Source organism: Sphingomonas sp. FUKUSWIS1 (assembly GCF_000733135.1).
Lineage (GTDB): Bacteria > Pseudomonadota > Alphaproteobacteria > Sphingomonadales > Sphingomonadaceae > Sphingomonas > Sphingomonas aerolata.
This window is the reverse complement of record NZ_JPJC01000249.1, coordinates 54914-72249: the sequence shown is the minus strand read 5'-3', so window position 1 is coordinate 72249 and position 17336 is coordinate 54914. Positions and strand designations below refer to the sequence as shown.

15 protein-coding genes are annotated in these 17336 nt (G+C 64.4%); 7 read left to right on the top strand and 8 right to left on the bottom strand.

All coding sequences use genetic code 11. The annotated features are described in order from the left end of the window. The 7 genes from sphsw_RS15715 to sphsw_RS15685 form a co-directional block, all read left to right on the top strand. The coding region (locus tag sphsw_RS15715; RefSeq protein WP_235188423.1) for an SDR family NAD(P)-dependent oxidoreductase at positions 1-777 on the top strand (777 nt) is incomplete at its 5' end. 129 nt (positions 778-906) lie between these two features. After that, complete coding sequence (locus sphsw_RS15710) at positions 907-3066, top strand: TonB-dependent receptor (RefSeq protein ID WP_031441444.1); 2160 nt, start codon at positions 907-909, stop codon at positions 3064-3066. A gap of 1 nt (position 3067) precedes the next feature. Further along, complete coding sequence (locus sphsw_RS15705; protein WP_031441443.1) at positions 3068-4471, top strand: FAD-binding oxidoreductase; 1404 nt, start codon at positions 3068-3070, stop codon at positions 4469-4471. A gap of 51 nt (positions 4472-4522) precedes the next feature. Next, entirely contained in the window at positions 4523-5458 is a 936-nt protein-coding gene (locus tag sphsw_RS15700) for an alpha/beta hydrolase (protein ID WP_031441442.1), read from the top strand. 9 nt (positions 5459-5467) lie between these two features. Next, positions 5468-6772, top strand: coding sequence for an MFS transporter (locus tag sphsw_RS15695; protein WP_235188422.1), 1305 nt, complete (start codon positions 5468-5470; stop codon positions 6770-6772). A gap of 81 nt (positions 6773-6853) precedes the next feature. Beyond that, a complete protein-coding gene (locus tag sphsw_RS15690; protein WP_235188421.1) occupies positions 6854-7621 on the top strand; it encodes a helix-turn-helix transcriptional regulator in 768 nt (255 codons plus the stop codon). Then, a complete protein-coding gene (locus tag sphsw_RS15685; protein WP_031441439.1) occupies positions 7618-8340 on the top strand; it encodes a FadR/GntR family transcriptional regulator in 723 nt (240 codons plus the stop codon). The genes sphsw_RS15690 and sphsw_RS15685 overlap by 4 nt, the downstream gene beginning before the upstream one ends. A gap of 375 nt (positions 8341-8715) precedes the next feature. On the opposite strand, the gene sphsw_RS15680 is transcribed toward sphsw_RS15685, so the two are convergent. The 8 genes from sphsw_RS15680 to sphsw_RS15645 form a co-directional block, all read right to left on the bottom strand. Continuing rightward, complete coding sequence (locus sphsw_RS15680) at positions 8716-9543, bottom strand: HpcH/HpaI aldolase/citrate lyase family protein (RefSeq protein WP_031441438.1); 828 nt, start codon at positions 9541-9543, stop codon at positions 8716-8718. Between the two features lie 10 nt (positions 9544-9553). Continuing rightward, positions 9554-10297 (bottom strand): GntR family transcriptional regulator, encoded by a 744-nt coding sequence (locus tag sphsw_RS15675; RefSeq protein WP_031441437.1) that lies wholly within the window; start codon positions 10295-10297, stop codon positions 9554-9556. 83 nt (positions 10298-10380) lie between these two features. Then, complete coding sequence (locus sphsw_RS15670; protein WP_031441436.1) at positions 10381-11589, bottom strand: CaiB/BaiF CoA transferase family protein; 1209 nt, start codon at positions 11587-11589, stop codon at positions 10381-10383. Continuing rightward, complete coding sequence (locus sphsw_RS15665) at positions 11586-12764, bottom strand: acyl-CoA dehydrogenase family protein (RefSeq protein WP_081874378.1); 1179 nt, start codon at positions 12762-12764, stop codon at positions 11586-11588. Before sphsw_RS15665 ends, sphsw_RS15670 begins: the two co-directional genes overlap by 4 nt. Next, on the bottom strand, positions 12761-14155 hold the full coding sequence (locus sphsw_RS15660; RefSeq protein WP_031441434.1) for an MmgE/PrpD family protein: 1395 nt from the start codon (positions 14153-14155) through the stop codon (positions 12761-12763). The genes sphsw_RS15665 and sphsw_RS15660 overlap by 4 nt, the downstream gene beginning before the upstream one ends. Continuing rightward, complete coding sequence (locus sphsw_RS15655; protein ID WP_031441433.1) at positions 14152-15525, bottom strand: MFS transporter; 1374 nt, start codon at positions 15523-15525, stop codon at positions 14152-14154. Before sphsw_RS15655 ends, sphsw_RS15660 begins: the two co-directional genes overlap by 4 nt. Before the next feature lie 114 nt (positions 15526-15639). Then, positions 15640-16149, bottom strand: a complete 510-nt coding sequence (locus tag sphsw_RS15650) for a MaoC family dehydratase (protein WP_031441432.1) — start codon at positions 16147-16149, stop codon at positions 15640-15642. A gap of 74 nt (positions 16150-16223) precedes the next feature. Then, positions 16224-17336: OprO/OprP family phosphate-selective porin (locus sphsw_RS15645; RefSeq protein WP_042467523.1), on the bottom strand; the 1113-nt coding region annotated here is incomplete at its 5' end.

Sequence of the window (17336 nt, the reverse complement as noted above, 5' to 3'; positions counted from 1 at the left end):
CGTAAAGGACGGGTCATGTATCTCGAACGACTAAAGCTGACCGGCCGCCGTGCTGTCGTGACGGGTGGCGCGGCGGGAATCGGTCTCGCCTGTGCCGAGGCGTTAGCCGAAATGGGCGCACACGTGACGTTAGCCGACCGCGACGCGGTGGCGATCGCGGCGGGGCGGGCTGCGCTTGCGGACAAGGGCTACGCGGTCGACGGCGATGTGATGGACGTGACGAACGCTGCACAGGTCACCGCCCTGGCCGATCGGCTCGGGGCGATCGACATTCTCGTCAACAATGCCGGCATCGCGCGGAGCGAAACCGCCGCGGAGGACGTCGCCGACGAGCATTGGCTGAATGTGCTCGACGTCAATCTCAACGGCACCTTTTGGTGCGCACGCGCCTTCGGACGGCACATGCTGGCGGCAGGGAAGGGCGCGATCGTTAATGTCGGTTCGATGAGCGGCTTCATCGTCAACCGGCCGCAACCGCAAAGCTATTACAACGCATCCAAAGCCGCGGTGCATCAGCTCACCAAGAGCCTCGCGGCCGAATGGGCGCCGCGAGGTGTGCGCGTGAACGCCGTCGCGCCGACCTATATCAACACCGTCCTCAACAGCTTCGCGGACCGCGAGGGGGAGATGTACAAGCGTTGGATCGACGGTACGCCGCAGGGGCGCTTGGGGGAACCTGAAGAAGTCGCGGCGATCGTCGCCTTCCTTGCCTCGGACGCGGCCAGTCTGATGACCGGCAGCATCGTGCTCGCCGATGGCGGCTATAGCTGCTGGTAGCGTACCGATCGGCGAAGCCCGCGAGCCGGGCGGCACAGTCGATAACCTTTCAGACAGGTCAGCTATCAGATAGCTTGGAGCCTAGAAGTAGCCGGCGATGGATCGGCGCTCTGAGGGGATGAGGATCCAATGCGCTTCAAGACATTGCTCGCCGGAGGATGCGCCGTCGCCGCGCTCGTCACCACGCCGGTATCCGCGCAAGACGCCGCCGATCAGGCAAAGGCGACACCTCCCGCACGCTCCGACGACATCATCGTCACCGCACGTCAGCGCCAGGAATCGTTGAAGGATGTGCCGATCGCGGTGACGGCGATCTCCGGCGACCGACTGAAGGAATTGCAGGTCAATACGGTGAAGGACATCGCGTCCTACACGCCGGGCCTCAACATCAATTCCGACAGCGTCGGCCGCGCATTCGTGTCGATCCGCGGTATCGGTACGACGCTGATCGACACGGTGCAGCCCGGCGTCGGCATTTTCATTGACGGCGTCTATCAGCCGAACACATCATACCTGAACTCTCCGATCGTCGACGTCGCGCGGATCGAGGTTTTGCGCGGGCCGCAGGGGACGCTGTTCGGCAACAACACGCTGGGCGGCGCGATCAACGTCATCACACGCCAGCCGGGTAATGAGTGGGAGGGGCGGTTCGACGCCGCGATCGCCGGTACGGACAACTACGCCTCGGTCTCGGGGTCGGTCAGCGGGCCGATCGTCCGCGACCTGCTCCAGTTCCGGATCGGCGCGTCCTATCACGAGCAGGACGGCTTCATGCGCAACACGCTGACGATCGGCGACATGAACCCGCTGAAGCAGCAGAGCGTCGGTGGCACGCTCCGCTTCACGCCCGCCGACTGGGCGGTGTTCACCGTCAACGGCAATTACGACCGGGCCGCAGGCGGTAGCACGTCGTACATCCATGTCGCCGGGCCGACCGATTACCGGCTCGATGGCGCAACCAACGTGCTGAACCGGGCGGTGATCGATTATTACGGCGCGAACGTGAAAGGCGAGTTCGACGTCGCATCGCTCAAGACCAAGATCACCGCAATCGGGGCGTACAACCAGAAGAACCTCTTCGGGGTCAATGACGGCGATTTCGGTGCGGTCGACCTGCTCCGTACCCGCGGTGGTTCGACCTTGAAGACCAAGACGGCCGAATTGCGCTTCGATACGCAGTGGAGCGATGCGTTTTCGACGCTCATCGGGCTGTATGGCAACCGTTACACGCAGGTGAGTGATCAGCTGACGACGATCGATTTCCGCGCGCTGCTGGGCCCGGCCTTTCCGCTGCCCGCCTCGACCACGCCCTCGTCGACCTATGTCCGCAACGACACGCGCGCGATCTTCGCGACCGCTTTCCTGAAAGTGGGCACGCTCGATCTAGCGGTCGGTGGCCGCTACGATCATCAGAAGCTGGTCGCGAGCCAAGTCAACGGCGTGACGCCCTATACCGCGCCGGTCTATAAGAAGGACCAGTTCCAACCCCGCGTCACGCTGACCCAGCATTGGACGCCGGCGGTGATGAGTTATGCCTCGGTGGCCAAGGGAATCCGCGGCGGTGGCCAGAACGGTCCGGGTACGCGCCCGCAGGACGCGACGTACAAGGGCGATAATGTCTGGACCTATGAGCTGGGCACGAAGTTCGATGCATTCGACCGCCGCCTGACGATCAACGCGGACATATTCTACAACGACTACAAGGACTTCATCGGTCAGAACTCGCTGGCGCCGAGTGCCACGGGCGGCTTCGTCGCGATCAACCTGAACACCGGCACCGTCAAGAGTTACGGCGCCGAACTGGAAGCGCACCTCCGCCTTACCGATCATTGGCGGATCGACGCTGGCGCCTCCTATCTCCATGCCCGCATCACCGACGACAGCCAGTATTTCGCGACCACCGGCGTCCATGTATCGAGCGACCGTGTGATCTTCACGCCCGACTACAACTTCAACTTCAACACCACCTACACCGTCCCGGTCGGCGATAACGCGGTGTTGCTGGACGCGGGGATCTTCGGGAAGGGCAGCCGGATCGGGTCGTCGCTCGACCCCGATGTCGCGCCAAGACTATCGGCCTATGCTATCACCAACGCCTCGCTCGGCTTCCGCTTCTCCAGTGGCCTGACGGTAACCGCGTTCGGCACCAACCTGTTCAATACCAAATTCATCGAAAGCTATATCGACAAATCGGCGTTGGTGCGGGCCGGGCTTGCGCCGCTGGCGTCGAACCTCGCCATCCAGGGCGACCGCCGCCGATACGGCGTGCGCGCGAGCTTCCGGTTCTAGGATGACCATGCACGTCGAACAGATCGAAAGGGCGCCGCTCGATCCGGCGTTCGTCACAGCGCTCCAGCAGCGTTTCGGCACTGCGCTGCACATGAGCGACGCGATGCGGCTCCACCACGGCAGCAGCGAGGCGCATTTCGCCCCGATGCTGCCCGACGCGGTCGTCTTCGCGCGGTCGACCGAGGAAGTGGTGGATCTCGTCAGGCTGTGCGCCGCGGCCAAGGTGCCGATCGTCCCGTTCGGTGCGGGGACCTCGATCGAGGGCAACACGCTGGCGGTGCATGGTGGCGTTTCGGTCGACCTGTCCGAGATGACCCAGATCGTGTCGATCAACGCCGAGGACTTTGATTGTACGGTACAGGCCGGCGTCCGTCGTGAGCAGCTCAACGAGCATATCCGCGACCTGGGGCTGTTCTTCCCGATCGATCCCGGTGCGAATGCAACGATCGGCGGAATGGCTGCGACGCGCGCGAGCGGCACCAATGCGGTGCGCTATGGCACGATGCGCGAGGCCGTGCTGAGCCTGCGCGTGGTGACGCCCGATGGCCGCGAGATCCGTACGAGCCGTCGCGCGCGGAAGTCGGCGGCGGGCTATGATCTGACCCGGCTGTTCGTAGGCTCCGAAGGCACGCTCGGCATCATCACCGAGGTGACGCTGCGGCTGCACGGCATTCCCGAGGCGATCTCGTCCGCGGTGTGCAGCTTCGAGACGCTGAACGGCGCGGTCGATACGGTGGTTCAGGCGATCCAGATCGGCGTGCCGCTCGCTCGCGTCGAAATTCTGGACGACATGCAGATGAAGGCGGTCAACGCCTGGTCGAAGCTAGATTACCCCGAACTGACCACGCTGTTCTTCGAATTCCACGGCTCACCAAGCTATGTCGACGAACAGGCGGAGACCGTGCGCGAGCTCGCGGCGGCGAATGGCGGCGGCGACTTCCGCTGGTCGAATCTGCCCGAGGAACGCTCCAAGCTGTGGAAGGCCCGGCACGAGGCATATTACGCGGCGGTCAACCTGCGTCCGGGCGCAGTCGGCTGGGCGACCGACGTGTGCGTGCCGATCAGCCGCCTGGCGCAGTGCATCGGCGAGACCAAGGCCGACCTCCAGGCGTCGTCGGTCCCCGCGACCATTCTCGGGCATGTCGGCGATGGGAATTTCCATGTCGTCTTCTCGATCGATCCGGAGTCCGAGGCGGAACTGGCCGAGGTCTCGGCAATCAACGCGCGGATGGTCGAGCGCGCGCTTGCGATGGACGGCACCTGCACCGGCGAACACGGCATCGGCATCGGCAAGCAGGACTGGCTGGTCGCTGAACTGGGCGACGCGGTCGAACTGATGCGGACGCTGAAGCACGCGCTGGACCCCGACAATCTGTTCAATCCGGGCAAGATCTTCGCGTTCTAAACGCCGTTCCGGTATCGGACGCGCGTCACAACAAGGATCGTGGAGAGAATGATGGACAGCCTGCACCTGGTGGATCCGACGCTGCGCCCGCTGCTCGAGATGATGCCGCAGATCTCGCTCACCGCCGACATCCTGCCGGCGATGCGCGACCGACCGTCGATGCTGCCGCCTGCCGACGAAACCCTGGCGACGCTGGAGATCCATACGGTTCCAGGGCCTGCCGGGGCGCCCGATATCGACCTGCACGTCTTCCGCCCGGCGGGCGTCACCGGCGCCCTGCCGTGCATCTATCACATCCATGGCGGCGGCTATGTGATGGGCAAGGTGTCCGACTATGATCCGCTGCTTCGTCCGCTTGTCGCCGATCTGCAATGCGTCGTGGTGTCGGTCGAATACCGGCTGGCGCCGGAGACGAACTTTCCCGGCCCGATCGAGGATTGCTACGCAGGACTGGTATGGACGATCGCCCATGCCGACCGGCTCGGGATCGATCCGGCGCGGCTCGGCGTGATGGGGCAGAGTGCGGGCGGCGGGTATGCCGCGGCACTGGCCTTGATGGTGCGCGACCGGGGCGAACATGCGCTTGCATTCCAGCACCTGATCTACCCGATGCTCGACGACCGTAGCTGTACCGCACCGCCGCATCCCTATGCCGGCGAGTTCGTCTGGACTGCGCAGAGCAATCGTTTTGGCTGGACCGCGTTGCTCGGCCACGCGCCCGGTGGCGACGCCGTGTCACCTTATGCCGCACCAGCGCGGGCGACGGATCTGGGCAACCTGCCGCCCGCCTATATCGCGACCGGTGCGCTCGATCTCTTCGTCGAAGAGGACATCGACTATGCGACGCGGCTGATCCGCTCCGGAGTGCCGGTCGAGCTTCACGTCTATCCCGGCGGCTATCACGCCTTCGACATCTTCGCCGACGGTCCGGTCTCGCAACAGGCACGCCGCGACAGCCACGAGGCTCTGCGCCGTGCGCTTGCATAAGGATCCAGAATGACAGATTTCGCCCGACCGATCGAGGCGGCCGCACCGCCGTTTGCCAAGACGCTGTTGCCGCTGCTCGCGCTCGCGCTGGCCATGGCGGTCGGCTTCACGATGATGGGCGCATTCGGCACGGTGCAGGAAGGCGCGAAAGCCGAACTTCACCTCAGCGACTATACGCTGAGCCTTATCCAGGGGCTGTCGGCGGCGCTGCCGCTGGCGGTGTTCTCGATCCCGATCGGCATCATGGTCGATCGCTACAACCGCGTGCGAATGGTGATCGCACTCGCGTTCGTGTGGACGCTGGGCACGGTGCTGACCGGGCTCGCGCATAGCGTTCCGTTGCTGTTCGTCGCACGCATGCTGACCGGGATCGGCACGACCGGCGCGCTGACCGCGGCGCTCTCGCTGTGCGCCGATTTCTGCGTTCCGACGCAGCGGGGCAGGGCGATGCTGATCGTCAACCTCGGCAAGTCGCTCGGCGTCGCGCTCGCCTTGGCACTGTCGGGCGCACTGTTCGGGCTGTTCGCACATGGCCGCGCGCCAGCCTGGTTCGCAGGCATGATGCCGTGGCGAAGTGTGCATCTGTGCCTGGCGGTCGTCAGCGTGCTCGCCATCCTGCCACTGTTCCTGTTGCGCGAACCGGTGCGGCAGGAGGTTGCGGCCGGCACGCATGCGCCGTTCAAGGTCGTGGCCGGCGAACTCTGGGCGCGCCGCGTGTTCCTGATCCCGTTGTTCGTCGGCCAGATCAGCGTCGTGATGGCCGATGCCGCGGCCGGGATCTGGGTTTCGCCGGTCCTGTCGCGAACGTTCCACCTCCAACCCGACCAGTTCGCCGGCTGGATGGGCGCGCTGCTGTTCGGTGCCGGCGTGGTCGGTGCGATCGTCGGTGGTCTGTCCGCCGATCGCGGGCAAAAGAGCGTCCGCCGCGGTGGCCTGCTGATCGGTGCGATCCTTGCCGCCGCGCTCGGCGTACCCGCGGCGTTGTTCCCGATCATGCCCTCGGTCCCGCTGTTCGGGGTCGCCGTGGGTCTGTTGGTAACGTGCGGTGCGGTGACGGGCGTTGTGACTTCGGTGGCGTTGACCGTGCTGATTCCCAACGAACTGCGCGGGTTGTGCATCGGCGCGTTCATCGCGATCGCTGGGCTGATCGGCTACGGCCTCGCACCCACGCTGGTCGCGGCTGCAAGCGGCATGCTGGGCGGCGAAGCGCATCTCGCGCAAGGTCTCGCGATCGTCGGCGTCGTGACCAGCGCGATCTCCGTCGTCGCATTTACGATTGCAATGCGTCGCGCGCCGGTATCAGCAACGGCTTGACCTGTAAGATAGCTCTTGCAGGAGCTATCTGATAGCTGCATGATCGACCCAAGCGCGGCAAACGGGAGAAGGAGAGCGGTGGTGGGCGAGGGAAGCATGCAGAAGGAACGCGTCACGGTGTCGCCCGAGATGGCGGCATTCATCGGGGAGGGTATGGTCGACCCGACGACGTTTCCTGCCGATGCCGTGGTCCTCTGCTTCACGCTGGGCGAGCACACGCCGGCGCAGGTCACCGTCACGACCGGTGCGGTTCCTTCGGAGGAGCGGGCGGTCCTCATTCTCGCGGTCGAACGCGGTGCCTGCCTGCGGGTCTTCGATTACGCGCCTGACGCGAACATCGCGTGTCATCTGCCGAGCGAATTGCGGCTGATCGTCGTCGCGATCCGCGATTGCGCGCTCTCCGAGCCCTGGCGCAGCACGCACCGGTCCGCGAAATGCATCGAACTCCTGTCCATCACGTTTCAACGGATCGTCGAGGACGACCTTGTGCCGCTCGCGGGCGCTGGGCAGTTGTCTGCGAGAGACAGCCAGCGAATCGTCGCGGCCAAGCGCATGATCGACGAGCGCTGGGGTGAGAAGATGACGCTCGATTCGATCGCGCACGCTTGTGGACTGAACCGTGCGAAGCTGACCCGCGGCTTCCGCGACATGTTCGCCTGCACGGTTGCCGACGCGCTGCTGGACAGGCGGCTCGGAGCGGCACGCCAGATGCTGATCGCGACCGATCTGCCGGTATCGTCGATCGGATACCAGTGCGGCTATCTCAACAATGCCAGTTTCACGCGGGCCTTCTCGCGGCAGTTCGGCGCGACCCCGTCGTCGCTGCGCGCACCACGGCTCGCGGCATGAGCGCGACCAGCATGCGACTGATCGAGGGCGGCTCGCTGGTCGATCAGGCGGTCCATGCGGTTCGCACGCACATACGCACGAACGACATGAAAGTCGGCGACACGCTGCCGTCCGAAGGGCATTTTGCGACAGAACTGGGTGTCAGCCGCCCAGTACTCCGCGAGGCGTTCGGCGCTCTAGCGGCGTTGCGACTTATCGACGTGGGCAACGGCAGGCGCGCGCGTGTAGCCGCGATCGACGGATCTGTGATGGCAACGTCGCTCGACCACGCGGTGGCAACGGCGCAAATCTCGATGGTACAGATCTGGGACGTGCGCCGTACGCTGGAACTGCGCACTGCCGAGCTCGCCGCGATCGACCGCACCGACGAAGAGGCGCAGACGATCATCGCTCTGGCCGAGGCAATGGAAGCAGCCGGTAGCGATATCGATGCGCTGACCCGCCACGACATCGCGTTTCACCAAGCAATCGCGCAGGCTGGACGCAACATGTTGTTCTTGCAGATCATCCGCTCGTTCGCACCGATGATGATTCATGCCGTTCCTGCAGCATGGGCAACGCGGACCACCGCGCGGCAGCGTGCCGCCGTGCTGGCACATCATCATGCGTTAGCGCGCGCGATCGCCGATCGTGACCCGAAAGCTGCGACCGCAGCAATGAATATGCATTTTGTCGCGTCCATCGGTGATCTGTTTGCCCGTCGTGAGAATGACAATTAGCCAGCGCTTTCTGGGCGAGCATCGATCGTTTTTGAATGAGGTTAGAGTACCGGCTGTACTGACTGAATGACATCAAGGATTGGCGGATGCGGACGCTTATATGTCGCCTCAAAGGACGTAGCTCTGCTAGCCGGCACGGGCAATGAAGCTTACGAAATGCCTTAGCCTTGGAAGGTCTGGGATCAGATGCACATGGCTTGGCGACGAATTGGCGACGCTTCCAAGCATCCTCCGTTGCGTTACCCCGCCAAAACCGGCTCCGATCAATGATAAACGATCGTCCACCTCCGTGACGCAACCGACTGAACTTTAACGTCCGCAACTGGGTCATCCTCCGCAAATATTGCGACCCGGCGGGCTATCCACGCTGTCTGCTCACCGGCGGAAAGAATCAAATGCCGAATATGTATCAAGAACTCGACGAGCGCGATCGACGACGGGTTTGTCGATCAGTTTGCCGTCGACGGCAACGGCTCCGAACGCGCCGTCGATAGCGGTGACCACGCGGGTGGCCCAGTCCACGTCAGAGGCGGAGGGCAGGAATGCCGCGTTGACGATCCCCACCTGTCGTGGATGGACGCAAAGCTTTCCGCCGAAGCCGAAGCGACGTGCGTGGTCGGTGTCGCGTGCCAGCGCCTCGTCGTTAGCGAGGTCCGTCGAAACGCCGTCAACGGGTGCTGCAAGTCCGGCGCTTCGCGAGTGAAGGACGAGCTGGGTACGGATATAGTCGATCTCCGCCTGGTCGCCGTCGATGCCGGCGTCCGCCTGAAAGTCCACCGTACCGAACGACAGCCGTGAGAGACCGGGTGCGGTGACGAGGTCCGCTAGGTTCAAGACCGCCGAAACGGTTTCTACCAGTGCATGGAGCGGCTTGCCGGCTGCTGCCTCGTGCATCGCCGCGAAGTCCGACGCGCGCTCGGCCTTGGGTAGCATCAGTCCAGCGACGCCTGGCAATGCCGCGAGGGCACGTACGTCGTCCGCATGCCACTCGGTATCCAGACTGTTGACGCGCACGAAGAAGCGCGGTTCCGTCAGACTGGCGAGCGCATCGTAAATCGTATCGCGCGCGGCAACTTTGCGGTCGGGGAGGACAGCGTCTTCGAGATCGATCACAACGATGTCCGCGCCGCTCGCGCGCGCCTTTTCGAAACGCTCGGCACGATCGCCAGGCACGAACAGGATACTGCGGGCGGCAATGGTCATGGGATGTCCTCTACAGGCCGGATACGGGATCGCGGCGGAAGGTCTGGGAATAGGAATATCGGTCCGCGGGATGGGTGTTGATCGCCATCTCGACGACCTCGCCGCGTGCGTTGAGATATTGCCGCGTCAGGCGCAGGCCCGGCGCACCGGTCTTGGTTTCGAGCAATTTGGCGATCGGCGCGGGGATCGCCACCGCTTCGATATGCTGGCGGACCTCGGCGACGCGCTCGCCAAACTGTTCCTCGATCCGGCTGAAGATCGGCACATCGCCGACATCGTCGTCGAGCTTCAGGCTGCGGAATGCGGGGTGGAGATAGATGTCCGAAAAGGAGATCGGGCTGGTCCCGGCGGCGCGGCGCAGCGCCATGAGATGCAGCCAGGTCTGGCCCGATGTCGCGCCGACCTGTTCGGAGAGCGGGCCGTCCAGCGCGATCGTCTCGCGCGCGATGATCGTGAGGCTGGTCTCGTTGGTGTATTGCTGGAGATCGGACAGCCCCTCCATCACCTGGCGATACGCCGCCGGGCGCGACAGCCCGAGGACGCGCGTGCCGACCCCGGCCTGTCGCGAAACCATGCCCGATTGCACGAGCCGCTTGATCGCCTCGCGCACGGTGAAGCGGCTTGCGCCGAACTGGTCGCACAGCTCGAACTCGGTCGGCAGCAGCGTGCCAATTGGATAGCGCCCATCCTCGATCTCGTTGATCAGCGTCTGGGCGAGTTGCAGGTAACGCGGTTGCTGACGAAGCTGGGGCATCAAATATCCATCGGTCGCTTTGTCGGGTGATCCGGACAATAGCGCACCGTCCAATGCCTTGGCGTTTGATGCAAGCGCGGGTGTCACCGGACCGCGCCGCGGGTCCGCAAGGCTGCCACGTCGTCATCGGTGTAGCCAAGCGTCGCGAGGATGGCGCTGGTATCCGCACCGAGTGTGGGAGCAGCCTTGTCCGGATGTTCGACGCCGCCCGCGCGGATCGAGGAAGCGATGCCGGGCAGGGGGCCGTGTTCGGGATGCTGGAAATCGATGATCCGCTTCGATTCCGCGAGAAACGGATTGTCGAGCGCCTGCTGAACGTCGAGCACTGGCGCGGCCGGCACGCGTCCTTCGAACAGCTGCATCCAGTCCGCGGTGGTGCGGGTCGACAGCACCGCATCGAGATCCGCGTTGAATGCCGGACGGTTCTCCAGCCGGGCGGCGAAGGTCGCGTAGCGCGGATCGCTCGCCCATTCGGGACGCTCGATCAGCCCGCACAGGACCTCGAAAAACTTCTCCTTGTTGCACATCACGAAGATCCAGCCGTCGCTGGTCGTGTAGAGCTGGCTGGGGGTGAGCGACGGGTGGCTCGAGCGCGACGTGCGTTCGACGGTGACGCCGCCGTTCAGATACCATTCGGCGACATAGTTGAGGTTGCCGAGCGCGACGTCGAACAGGCTGACGTCGAGATCGCGGCCGATCCCGCTGCCGCGCGCCGAGACGACGCCGGCCAGGATCGCGAGCGCAGCGGTGGTGCCGGTCATGAAGTCGACGATCGACAGCCCGAAGCGTGCGGGCGGCGTTCCCGGCTCGCCGGTGAGCGACAGATAGCCGGCCTCGGCCTGCATGAGATAGTCATAGCCTGGCCATGCCGCGCGGCTGCCGGTACGACCATAGGCGGAGAGGTGGACGCAAGCGATCGCGGGGTTGAAGCGCGACAGTGCGGCATAGTCGAGCCCGAGCTTTGCCGGCAGGTCGCCGCGCAGATTGTTGAAGACCACGTCCGACTCCGCGACGAGCTTCTCGAGCACCGCGTGCCCGTCCGCGCTCTTCAGGTCGAGGCCGATGCTGCGCTTGTTGCGGTTGAGCGATTCGTAGAAATGGCTGTCGCCCGGCGCGAAGAAATACGGGCCGACATGCCGACCGATATCCCCGCCATCCTTATGGTTCTCGATCTTGATGACTTCGGCGCCGAGATCGGCGAGCTGCTGCGTACCGAACGGCCCGGCGCCATATTGTTCGACCGCAACGATGCGGAGGCCGGCGAGTGGTTGATTAGGCGCTGTCTGGCTCATGCCGGGTTCCGCGCGATGATCTGCTTGGCGATGATGATGCGTTGCAGTTCGTTGGTGCCTTCGCCGATCGTCAGCAGCGGTGCATCGCGGTAAAGCCGCTCGACATTATATTCCTTCGAATAGCCGTAGCCGCCGAAGATCCGCATCGCCTCGATCGCATTTTCCAGCCCTGCTTCGGTCGCGAAGTATTTGGCCATGCCGGCTTCCATGTCGCAGCGCTCGCCGCGGTCATATGCCTTGGCGGCGGCTTCGGTGAGCAGCCGCGCGGCGTAGGTGCGGGTCGTCATCTCGCCGAGTTTCAGCTGGATCGCCTGATGCTCGCAGATCGGCTTGCCGAACGTCTTGCGCGTCTGCGCATAGGCGACCGCCTCGTCGAGTGCTGCCTGCGCGATGCCGACACCGCGCGCCGCAACATTGATGCGGCCGAGTTCGAGCCCGCCCAGCACCTGCTTCAGGCCGACGCCCTCGATCCCGCCGATCAGCCGATCGACCGGTACGCGGTACCCGTCGAAAGTCAGCGCGTTGCTGTCGATGCCCTTGTAGCCAAGCTTCTCCAGCTTCTTCGACACGATGAAGCCGTCACCCTTCTCGGCGATCAGCAGGCTCATGCCCTTGTGGCGTGGCTCGGCGGCCGTGTCGGTCTTGACCAGCAACAGGATGGTGTTGCCCGAACCCGAATTGGTGATCCACATCTTGCTGCCGTTGACGACATAGTCGTCGCCGTCGCGCACCGCGGTGGTGCGAATCGCCTGCAAGTCGGTGCCCGCGTCGGGCTCGGTCAGGCCGATGCCGCCGCGCAGTTCGCCGGTCGCGAACTTCGGCAGATAATGATCCTTCTGCGCGTCGGTGCCGCAGCGCTGGACCGTCATCGCCATGATCATGTGGCTGTTGATGATCCCTGCGACGGACATCCATACGGTCGAGATCTTCTCGATGATCCGCGCATAGGTCAGCGTCGAGACGCCGAACCCGCCGAATTCGGGTGCGATCATGAGCCCGAACAGGCCCATCTCCTTCATCGTGTCGACGATCTTCTGCGGATATTCGTCGTCATGCTCAAGCTGGTGGACGAACGGCTTCACGTCGGTTTCGAGAAACTTGTCGATCGAATCGAGGATCATGATCTCTTCGTCGGTCATCGCGCCATCGGCGGCGATCGCGTTTGCCAGGGTCATGCGGATACTCCTTGAGGGGCAGTGGCGCCGGCGAGGATGTCGCCGAGCGCGGAAGCGGGGTGCAGGTGCAGGTCGAGCACGGCGGTGCGGATATGCGCCGCGCGGGTCGCGTCGACCGTGCGCGCGGCGTTCTCGAAATATTTGGCGTCGATGTCGGCGTTGCTGAGGGGCCGGTCGGATGCACCGCGGTTGATCGCTTCGCGGTGGCGCAGCATGCGGCCATCTCGGGTTTCGACCATGACTTCGCCGGTGAAGTGCTTGGGATAATCGCTGTCGGGGTCGACTGCGTATGTGACGCGGGCGGCCAGATCGAGCACCGCCGGATCGTTCAGTGCTGCCGGATCAAGCGAATCGAGCGTGAACTTGCCCGTCAGCAGCGCGGTCGCGACCGTGTAGGGGATCGAGAATTGCGCGTCGTAGCCGGTGTGTGGCGTCCGCTTGGGAGCGACCGGCTCGCAGACGATCGGAATGACCGCCTCGGGGACCAGTACGATGACCTTGGCGATATCGGCAGCGGTCAGGTCGTATTCCGCACGCAGCGCGATCGCCGCATCGATCGCGGCGTGTGTCATGTGGCAGGCGGGAAGCGGCTTCACCGACACCGCCTCGATCTCCCAGGTATCGCCGAGCGCTTCGGTCGCCTGCGCGAGCAGGGCAGGGGCGGCGTCGCGAAGATACAGGGCATAAAGACCGAAGCGCCCTTCATAGGCAGCCGGCGGTCCGACGAAGCCGCGCTTGGCAAGCGTCGCCGCGGTCAGTGCCGAACTCGCCGCCCAGCCGGGATGCAAGCGCTTGGTCCATGCACCGTCGGCCAGGAACTCCAGACTCCCGCCGGCCATCGACAACACGATCCCCTGCGCCATCGCGATCTGCTGCGCGTCGAGTCCGAGCAACCTGCCGGCCGCGAGCGTCGATCCGAACGCGCCGATCAATCCGGTCGGGTGAAAGCCGAAGCCGTGAAACCCGCCCGCGCCGACGGCCGCGACCCGCGTCGAAACCTCCATCGCTGCGATATAGGCGACGAGCAGGTCGCTGCCCGACGCGCCGGCTTTGTCCGCCGCGACCAGCGCAGTCGGAAAGGCGCTGACGGTCGCATGGATGATCCCGCGTGAATGCGTGTCGTCATAGTCGAGGCCGTGCGTAACGACGCCGTTCATCAGCGCCGCGTCTCGCATCGCCAGCGTGCGGCCATAGCCGAGCACCGGCGCTGTTCCACTGCCGAGGTCGCCCGCGGCGGCGAAAGTCGCCTCGGCCCAGTCTGCGCCGACTGCCGCTAGGCCAGTGCCGACCGAGTCGAGGATCAGGTGGCGTGCGCGCTCCTTGACCCGCTCGGGAATGGCATCGATCGTCAGGCCGGTCGCGAAATCGGCGAAGGTTTGCGAGAGCGTCACTTGGCGGCTCCCCCATTGACCAGCGAATCGTCGGCGACGTCGTCGAGTGACTGACCGGTGGTCTCGATGTTCAAAAGACCGACGGCGGCGATCATGCAGGCAAGCACCACGCCGACCATGCCGAGCACGCCCTCCAGCCCGAAGCGCTCAAACAGCGCGACAGTGGCATAGGGCGTGACCATCGACGCGGCCCGTCCGCACATGCCCGCGAAACCGGTGCCACGCAGCCGATAAGCGGTCGGGAACAGCTCGGGGATGTAGGCGAACAGCGCCAGCGTCACGAGCGTGTAGATGCTCGACACGAGCAGGAAGCCCGTTAGCGGCACCATCAGGTCACCGTACGCATTGGGATACAGGAAGCCGAAGATCATGATCGCAACGGCCGCCGCGATCAGCGAGGCGCGGCGCGAGATGCGGTCGGCGATACCGATCGCGACGATCGCACCGAACACGCTGCCGAACGACATCAGCGTCGTGTACCAGAGCGAGGTGACGATCCCCGTGCCGTGGCTAACCAGGAACGTCGGCAACCACGCGACGAACCCATAGACCGAGACGTTGACGGCGATCGCGGCGAGCGTCGCGGCGATCAGGCGGCGGCGCAGTTTGGCGCCGAAGAGCGCGCTGAGCGGTGCGTGGACCTTTGGCACGATGCGGACTTCGGGGACGGCGGCGAGGGGGCCCTTGTGCTTGACGACGTCGGCTTCGATCTCGCGAAGCGTCGCCTCTGCCTCTTCGTTGCGACCGACCGATTCCAGCCACCGCGGCGATTCCGGCATCTTCTTGCGCATCACCCAGACGATCAGCGCAAGGATGCCGCCGATCGCGAACATGTAGCGCCAGCCGAGCGTCGGGATGACGATATAGCCGACCGACGTCGCGACCAGCAGGCCCGAATTGACGACCATGCCCATGATCGACACCCAGCGACCGCGATAGGCGGGCGGGATGAACTCGCCGAGCGTGCCAGCCGCGACCACCAGCTCGGCGCCGAGGCCGATGCCCATGATGAAGCGGCAGACGATCAGGAACGTCATGTTGGGCGAGAAGATCGCCGCGATCGAGGCTAGCCCGAACAGCGCGAGGTTGAACTGGTAAGAGGCGCGACGTCCGAAACGATCGCCGACATAGCCGGCCATGCCTGCGCCGATCATCATGCCGAGGAAGGTCATCGACATGAACACCGCGGCCTGCGCCAGCGTCGAAAAGCCCTCGGCCTTCAGCGCGGCGATGACACCCCCCGCGAGATACACGTCGAACGCGTCTAGGAACGCGCCCGCGCTGATCAGCCCCAGGATGCGCCAGTGGAATCGGGAGATAGGCAGACGGTCCAGCCTGGCTCCTGCGTTGACGGCGATGGTATCGGCCATGGGGCTACCTCTCTTCGTAATGACGACGGGCCGGGTCTTCTTTTGTCGAAGCTCTCGCAGGCCGCGCTGGGGGCGTCCGGTCACCAACGGCGACCGGTTAGTCGATCAGTCGGGCTATTTGTCGTCGGGAGATTCGCCGCGCTTGTAGACCAGCGAGTTGCGCGTGAACTCCATGATCTGCTTGGCGTCCTGGTTGAACGCCCGAGTGCGAGTGGTGACGATCCCCTGCGTCGGGCGCGACTTGGACTCGCGGATTTCGAGTACTTCGGTTTCCGCGGTCAGCGTGTCGCCGCCGAACACCGGATGGGTAAGCTTGATCTCGGTCCAGCCGAGATTGGCGGGGGACTTGCCGCTCACGTCGTTGACGGTCATGCCGAGCACGATCGCCAGGGTCAGCCCGCTATTCACCAGCAGCCGCCCGAACTCGCTCTTGGCGGCATATTGCGCGTCGCAATGCATCGGGTGCGAATTCATCGTCATCAACGAGAACTGGATATTGTCCGCGTCGGTTATCGTCCGCCCGGGGCGATGCTCGTAAATGTCGCCGACGACGAAATCCTCGAGATACCGGCCATAGCTCGCGCGGTAGCGCTGCTCGCCAACCTTGATAGCCGAAAGGCTCATACATCCTCCATATCGCTTTGTACGGACATTATCGAACTTATGGTACGCTGGCAAGGTGAAGCCGGCGTCGACGGTCAGAACGCCACTTCGGCCCTTGCCGCGAACGTGTCGCCGCTATCGCGCCCGATGAAACCGCCGGTCCGGTTGTCGGTACGGAAATGGGTATAGTCCGCCATGAACCGGAAATTGTTGGTCAGCGACCAGTTCAGGCCGAGCGTACCTGCGGTACCGGTGCCGCCAAGCGGGAGGCTCGAACTGTCGAGATCCTCGTAGCGTATCACCGCCTCCAGCGCCCCCCATCCGCCATCGAGCACCGAGTTCAGCACGTTCGGCGCGACATAGGTGCCGCTGCGCGAGGCATAGGTTGGCGTCTCGCCGGTGATCCAGAAGCCGCCATTGACCGACAAGGCCTTGATCTTGCCGCTACGGAAGGTCGAGGTCGGGCCGCCATGCACGGTCCGCTGACCATATTCGCCGAACGCGTAGAATGGCCCCAGCGTGCCGCCGAGTTCGAGGCCGAACGCCTTTGATCCGTCCGCGCCAGCCAGCGCCGCGGACTCGACACGGACGCTGTTGTTGAGCGCGCCCGCCATGCCTTGCGCGAACGTGGTCGGCAGCGTCGTATCGGGGATGTTCTCGCTATACGCCCAACCGCCGATGTGGATCAGGCCATGCTTGGTGAGGATCGGGTTCCAATGCGCGCGGCCCAGCAGCATGCGGTTGTCGCTACGCGTGAAATCGCTGTCGATCGCATCGCCGTGAACGCCAAGGCTCGCATGCCAGTTCTTGCCGCCCGCACGGCCGACGGCGCCCATCAGGAAGACCTTGCCACCCTGCGTCGCGAGCGCGGTGGTGTTGATGTTGGTTGTGATGAAGGGGTTGGCGGTCGACGCGGTGCCGATGTCGATGCCGCGATCGGTGATGAGGTTGCCGAACCGGACATCGGCGTCGGTCTTGCCGAACTTCTGGCGGTAACCGACGAACGCCTGCACGACTTCGGTCGCGTTGCGCCGGAAATCGGTTTCGAACTGATAGAAGAGGTGATCGCCGATCGTGCCAATCGCGCCGACGCGAAACTGGCGCAGCGTCGAGACGGTGATGTTGCGACGGTCGAAATCCGACCCCCCGGTCGAAGAGATATCGGCCAACAACCGCCCGCGCATCTTGAACGTGAACTTTCCGTCGCG

Excerpts from the sequence above, each read along its gene's own strand:
- sphsw_RS15700 (WP_031441442.1), top strand. The coding sequence starts at position 4,523 with ATGGACAGCCTGCACCTGGTGGATCCGACGCTGCGCCCGCTGCTCGAG.
- sphsw_RS15650 (WP_031441432.1), bottom strand. The coding sequence starts at position 16,149 with ATGAGCCTTTCGGCTATCAAGGTTGGCGAGCAGCGCTACCGCGCGAGC.
- sphsw_RS15655 (WP_031441433.1), bottom strand. The coding sequence starts at position 15,525 with ATGGCCGATACCATCGCCGTCAACGCAGGAGCCAGGCTGGACCGTCTG.
- sphsw_RS15705 (WP_031441443.1), top strand. The coding sequence starts at position 3,068 with ATGACCATGCACGTCGAACAGATCGAAAGGGCGCCGCTCGATCCGGCG.
- sphsw_RS15710 (WP_031441444.1), top strand. The coding sequence starts at position 907 with ATGCGCTTCAAGACATTGCTCGCCGGAGGATGCGCCGTCGCCGCGCTC.
- sphsw_RS15670 (WP_031441436.1), bottom strand. The coding sequence starts at position 11,589 with ATGAGCCAGACAGCGCCTAATCAACCACTCGCCGGCCTCCGCATCGTT.
- sphsw_RS15665 (WP_081874378.1), bottom strand. The coding sequence starts at position 12,764 with ATGACCCTGGCAAACGCGATCGCCGCCGATGGCGCGATGACCGACGAA.
- sphsw_RS15680 (WP_031441438.1), bottom strand. The coding sequence starts at position 9,543 with ATGACCATTGCCGCCCGCAGTATCCTGTTCGTGCCTGGCGATCGTGCC.
- sphsw_RS15695 (WP_235188422.1), top strand. The coding sequence starts at position 5,468 with ATGACAGATTTCGCCCGACCGATCGAGGCGGCCGCACCGCCGTTTGCC.
- sphsw_RS15685 (WP_031441439.1), top strand. The coding sequence starts at position 7,618 with ATGAGCGCGACCAGCATGCGACTGATCGAGGGCGGCTCGCTGGTCGAT.
- sphsw_RS15675 (WP_031441437.1), bottom strand. The coding sequence starts at position 10,297 with ATGCCCCAGCTTCGTCAGCAACCGCGTTACCTGCAACTCGCCCAGACG.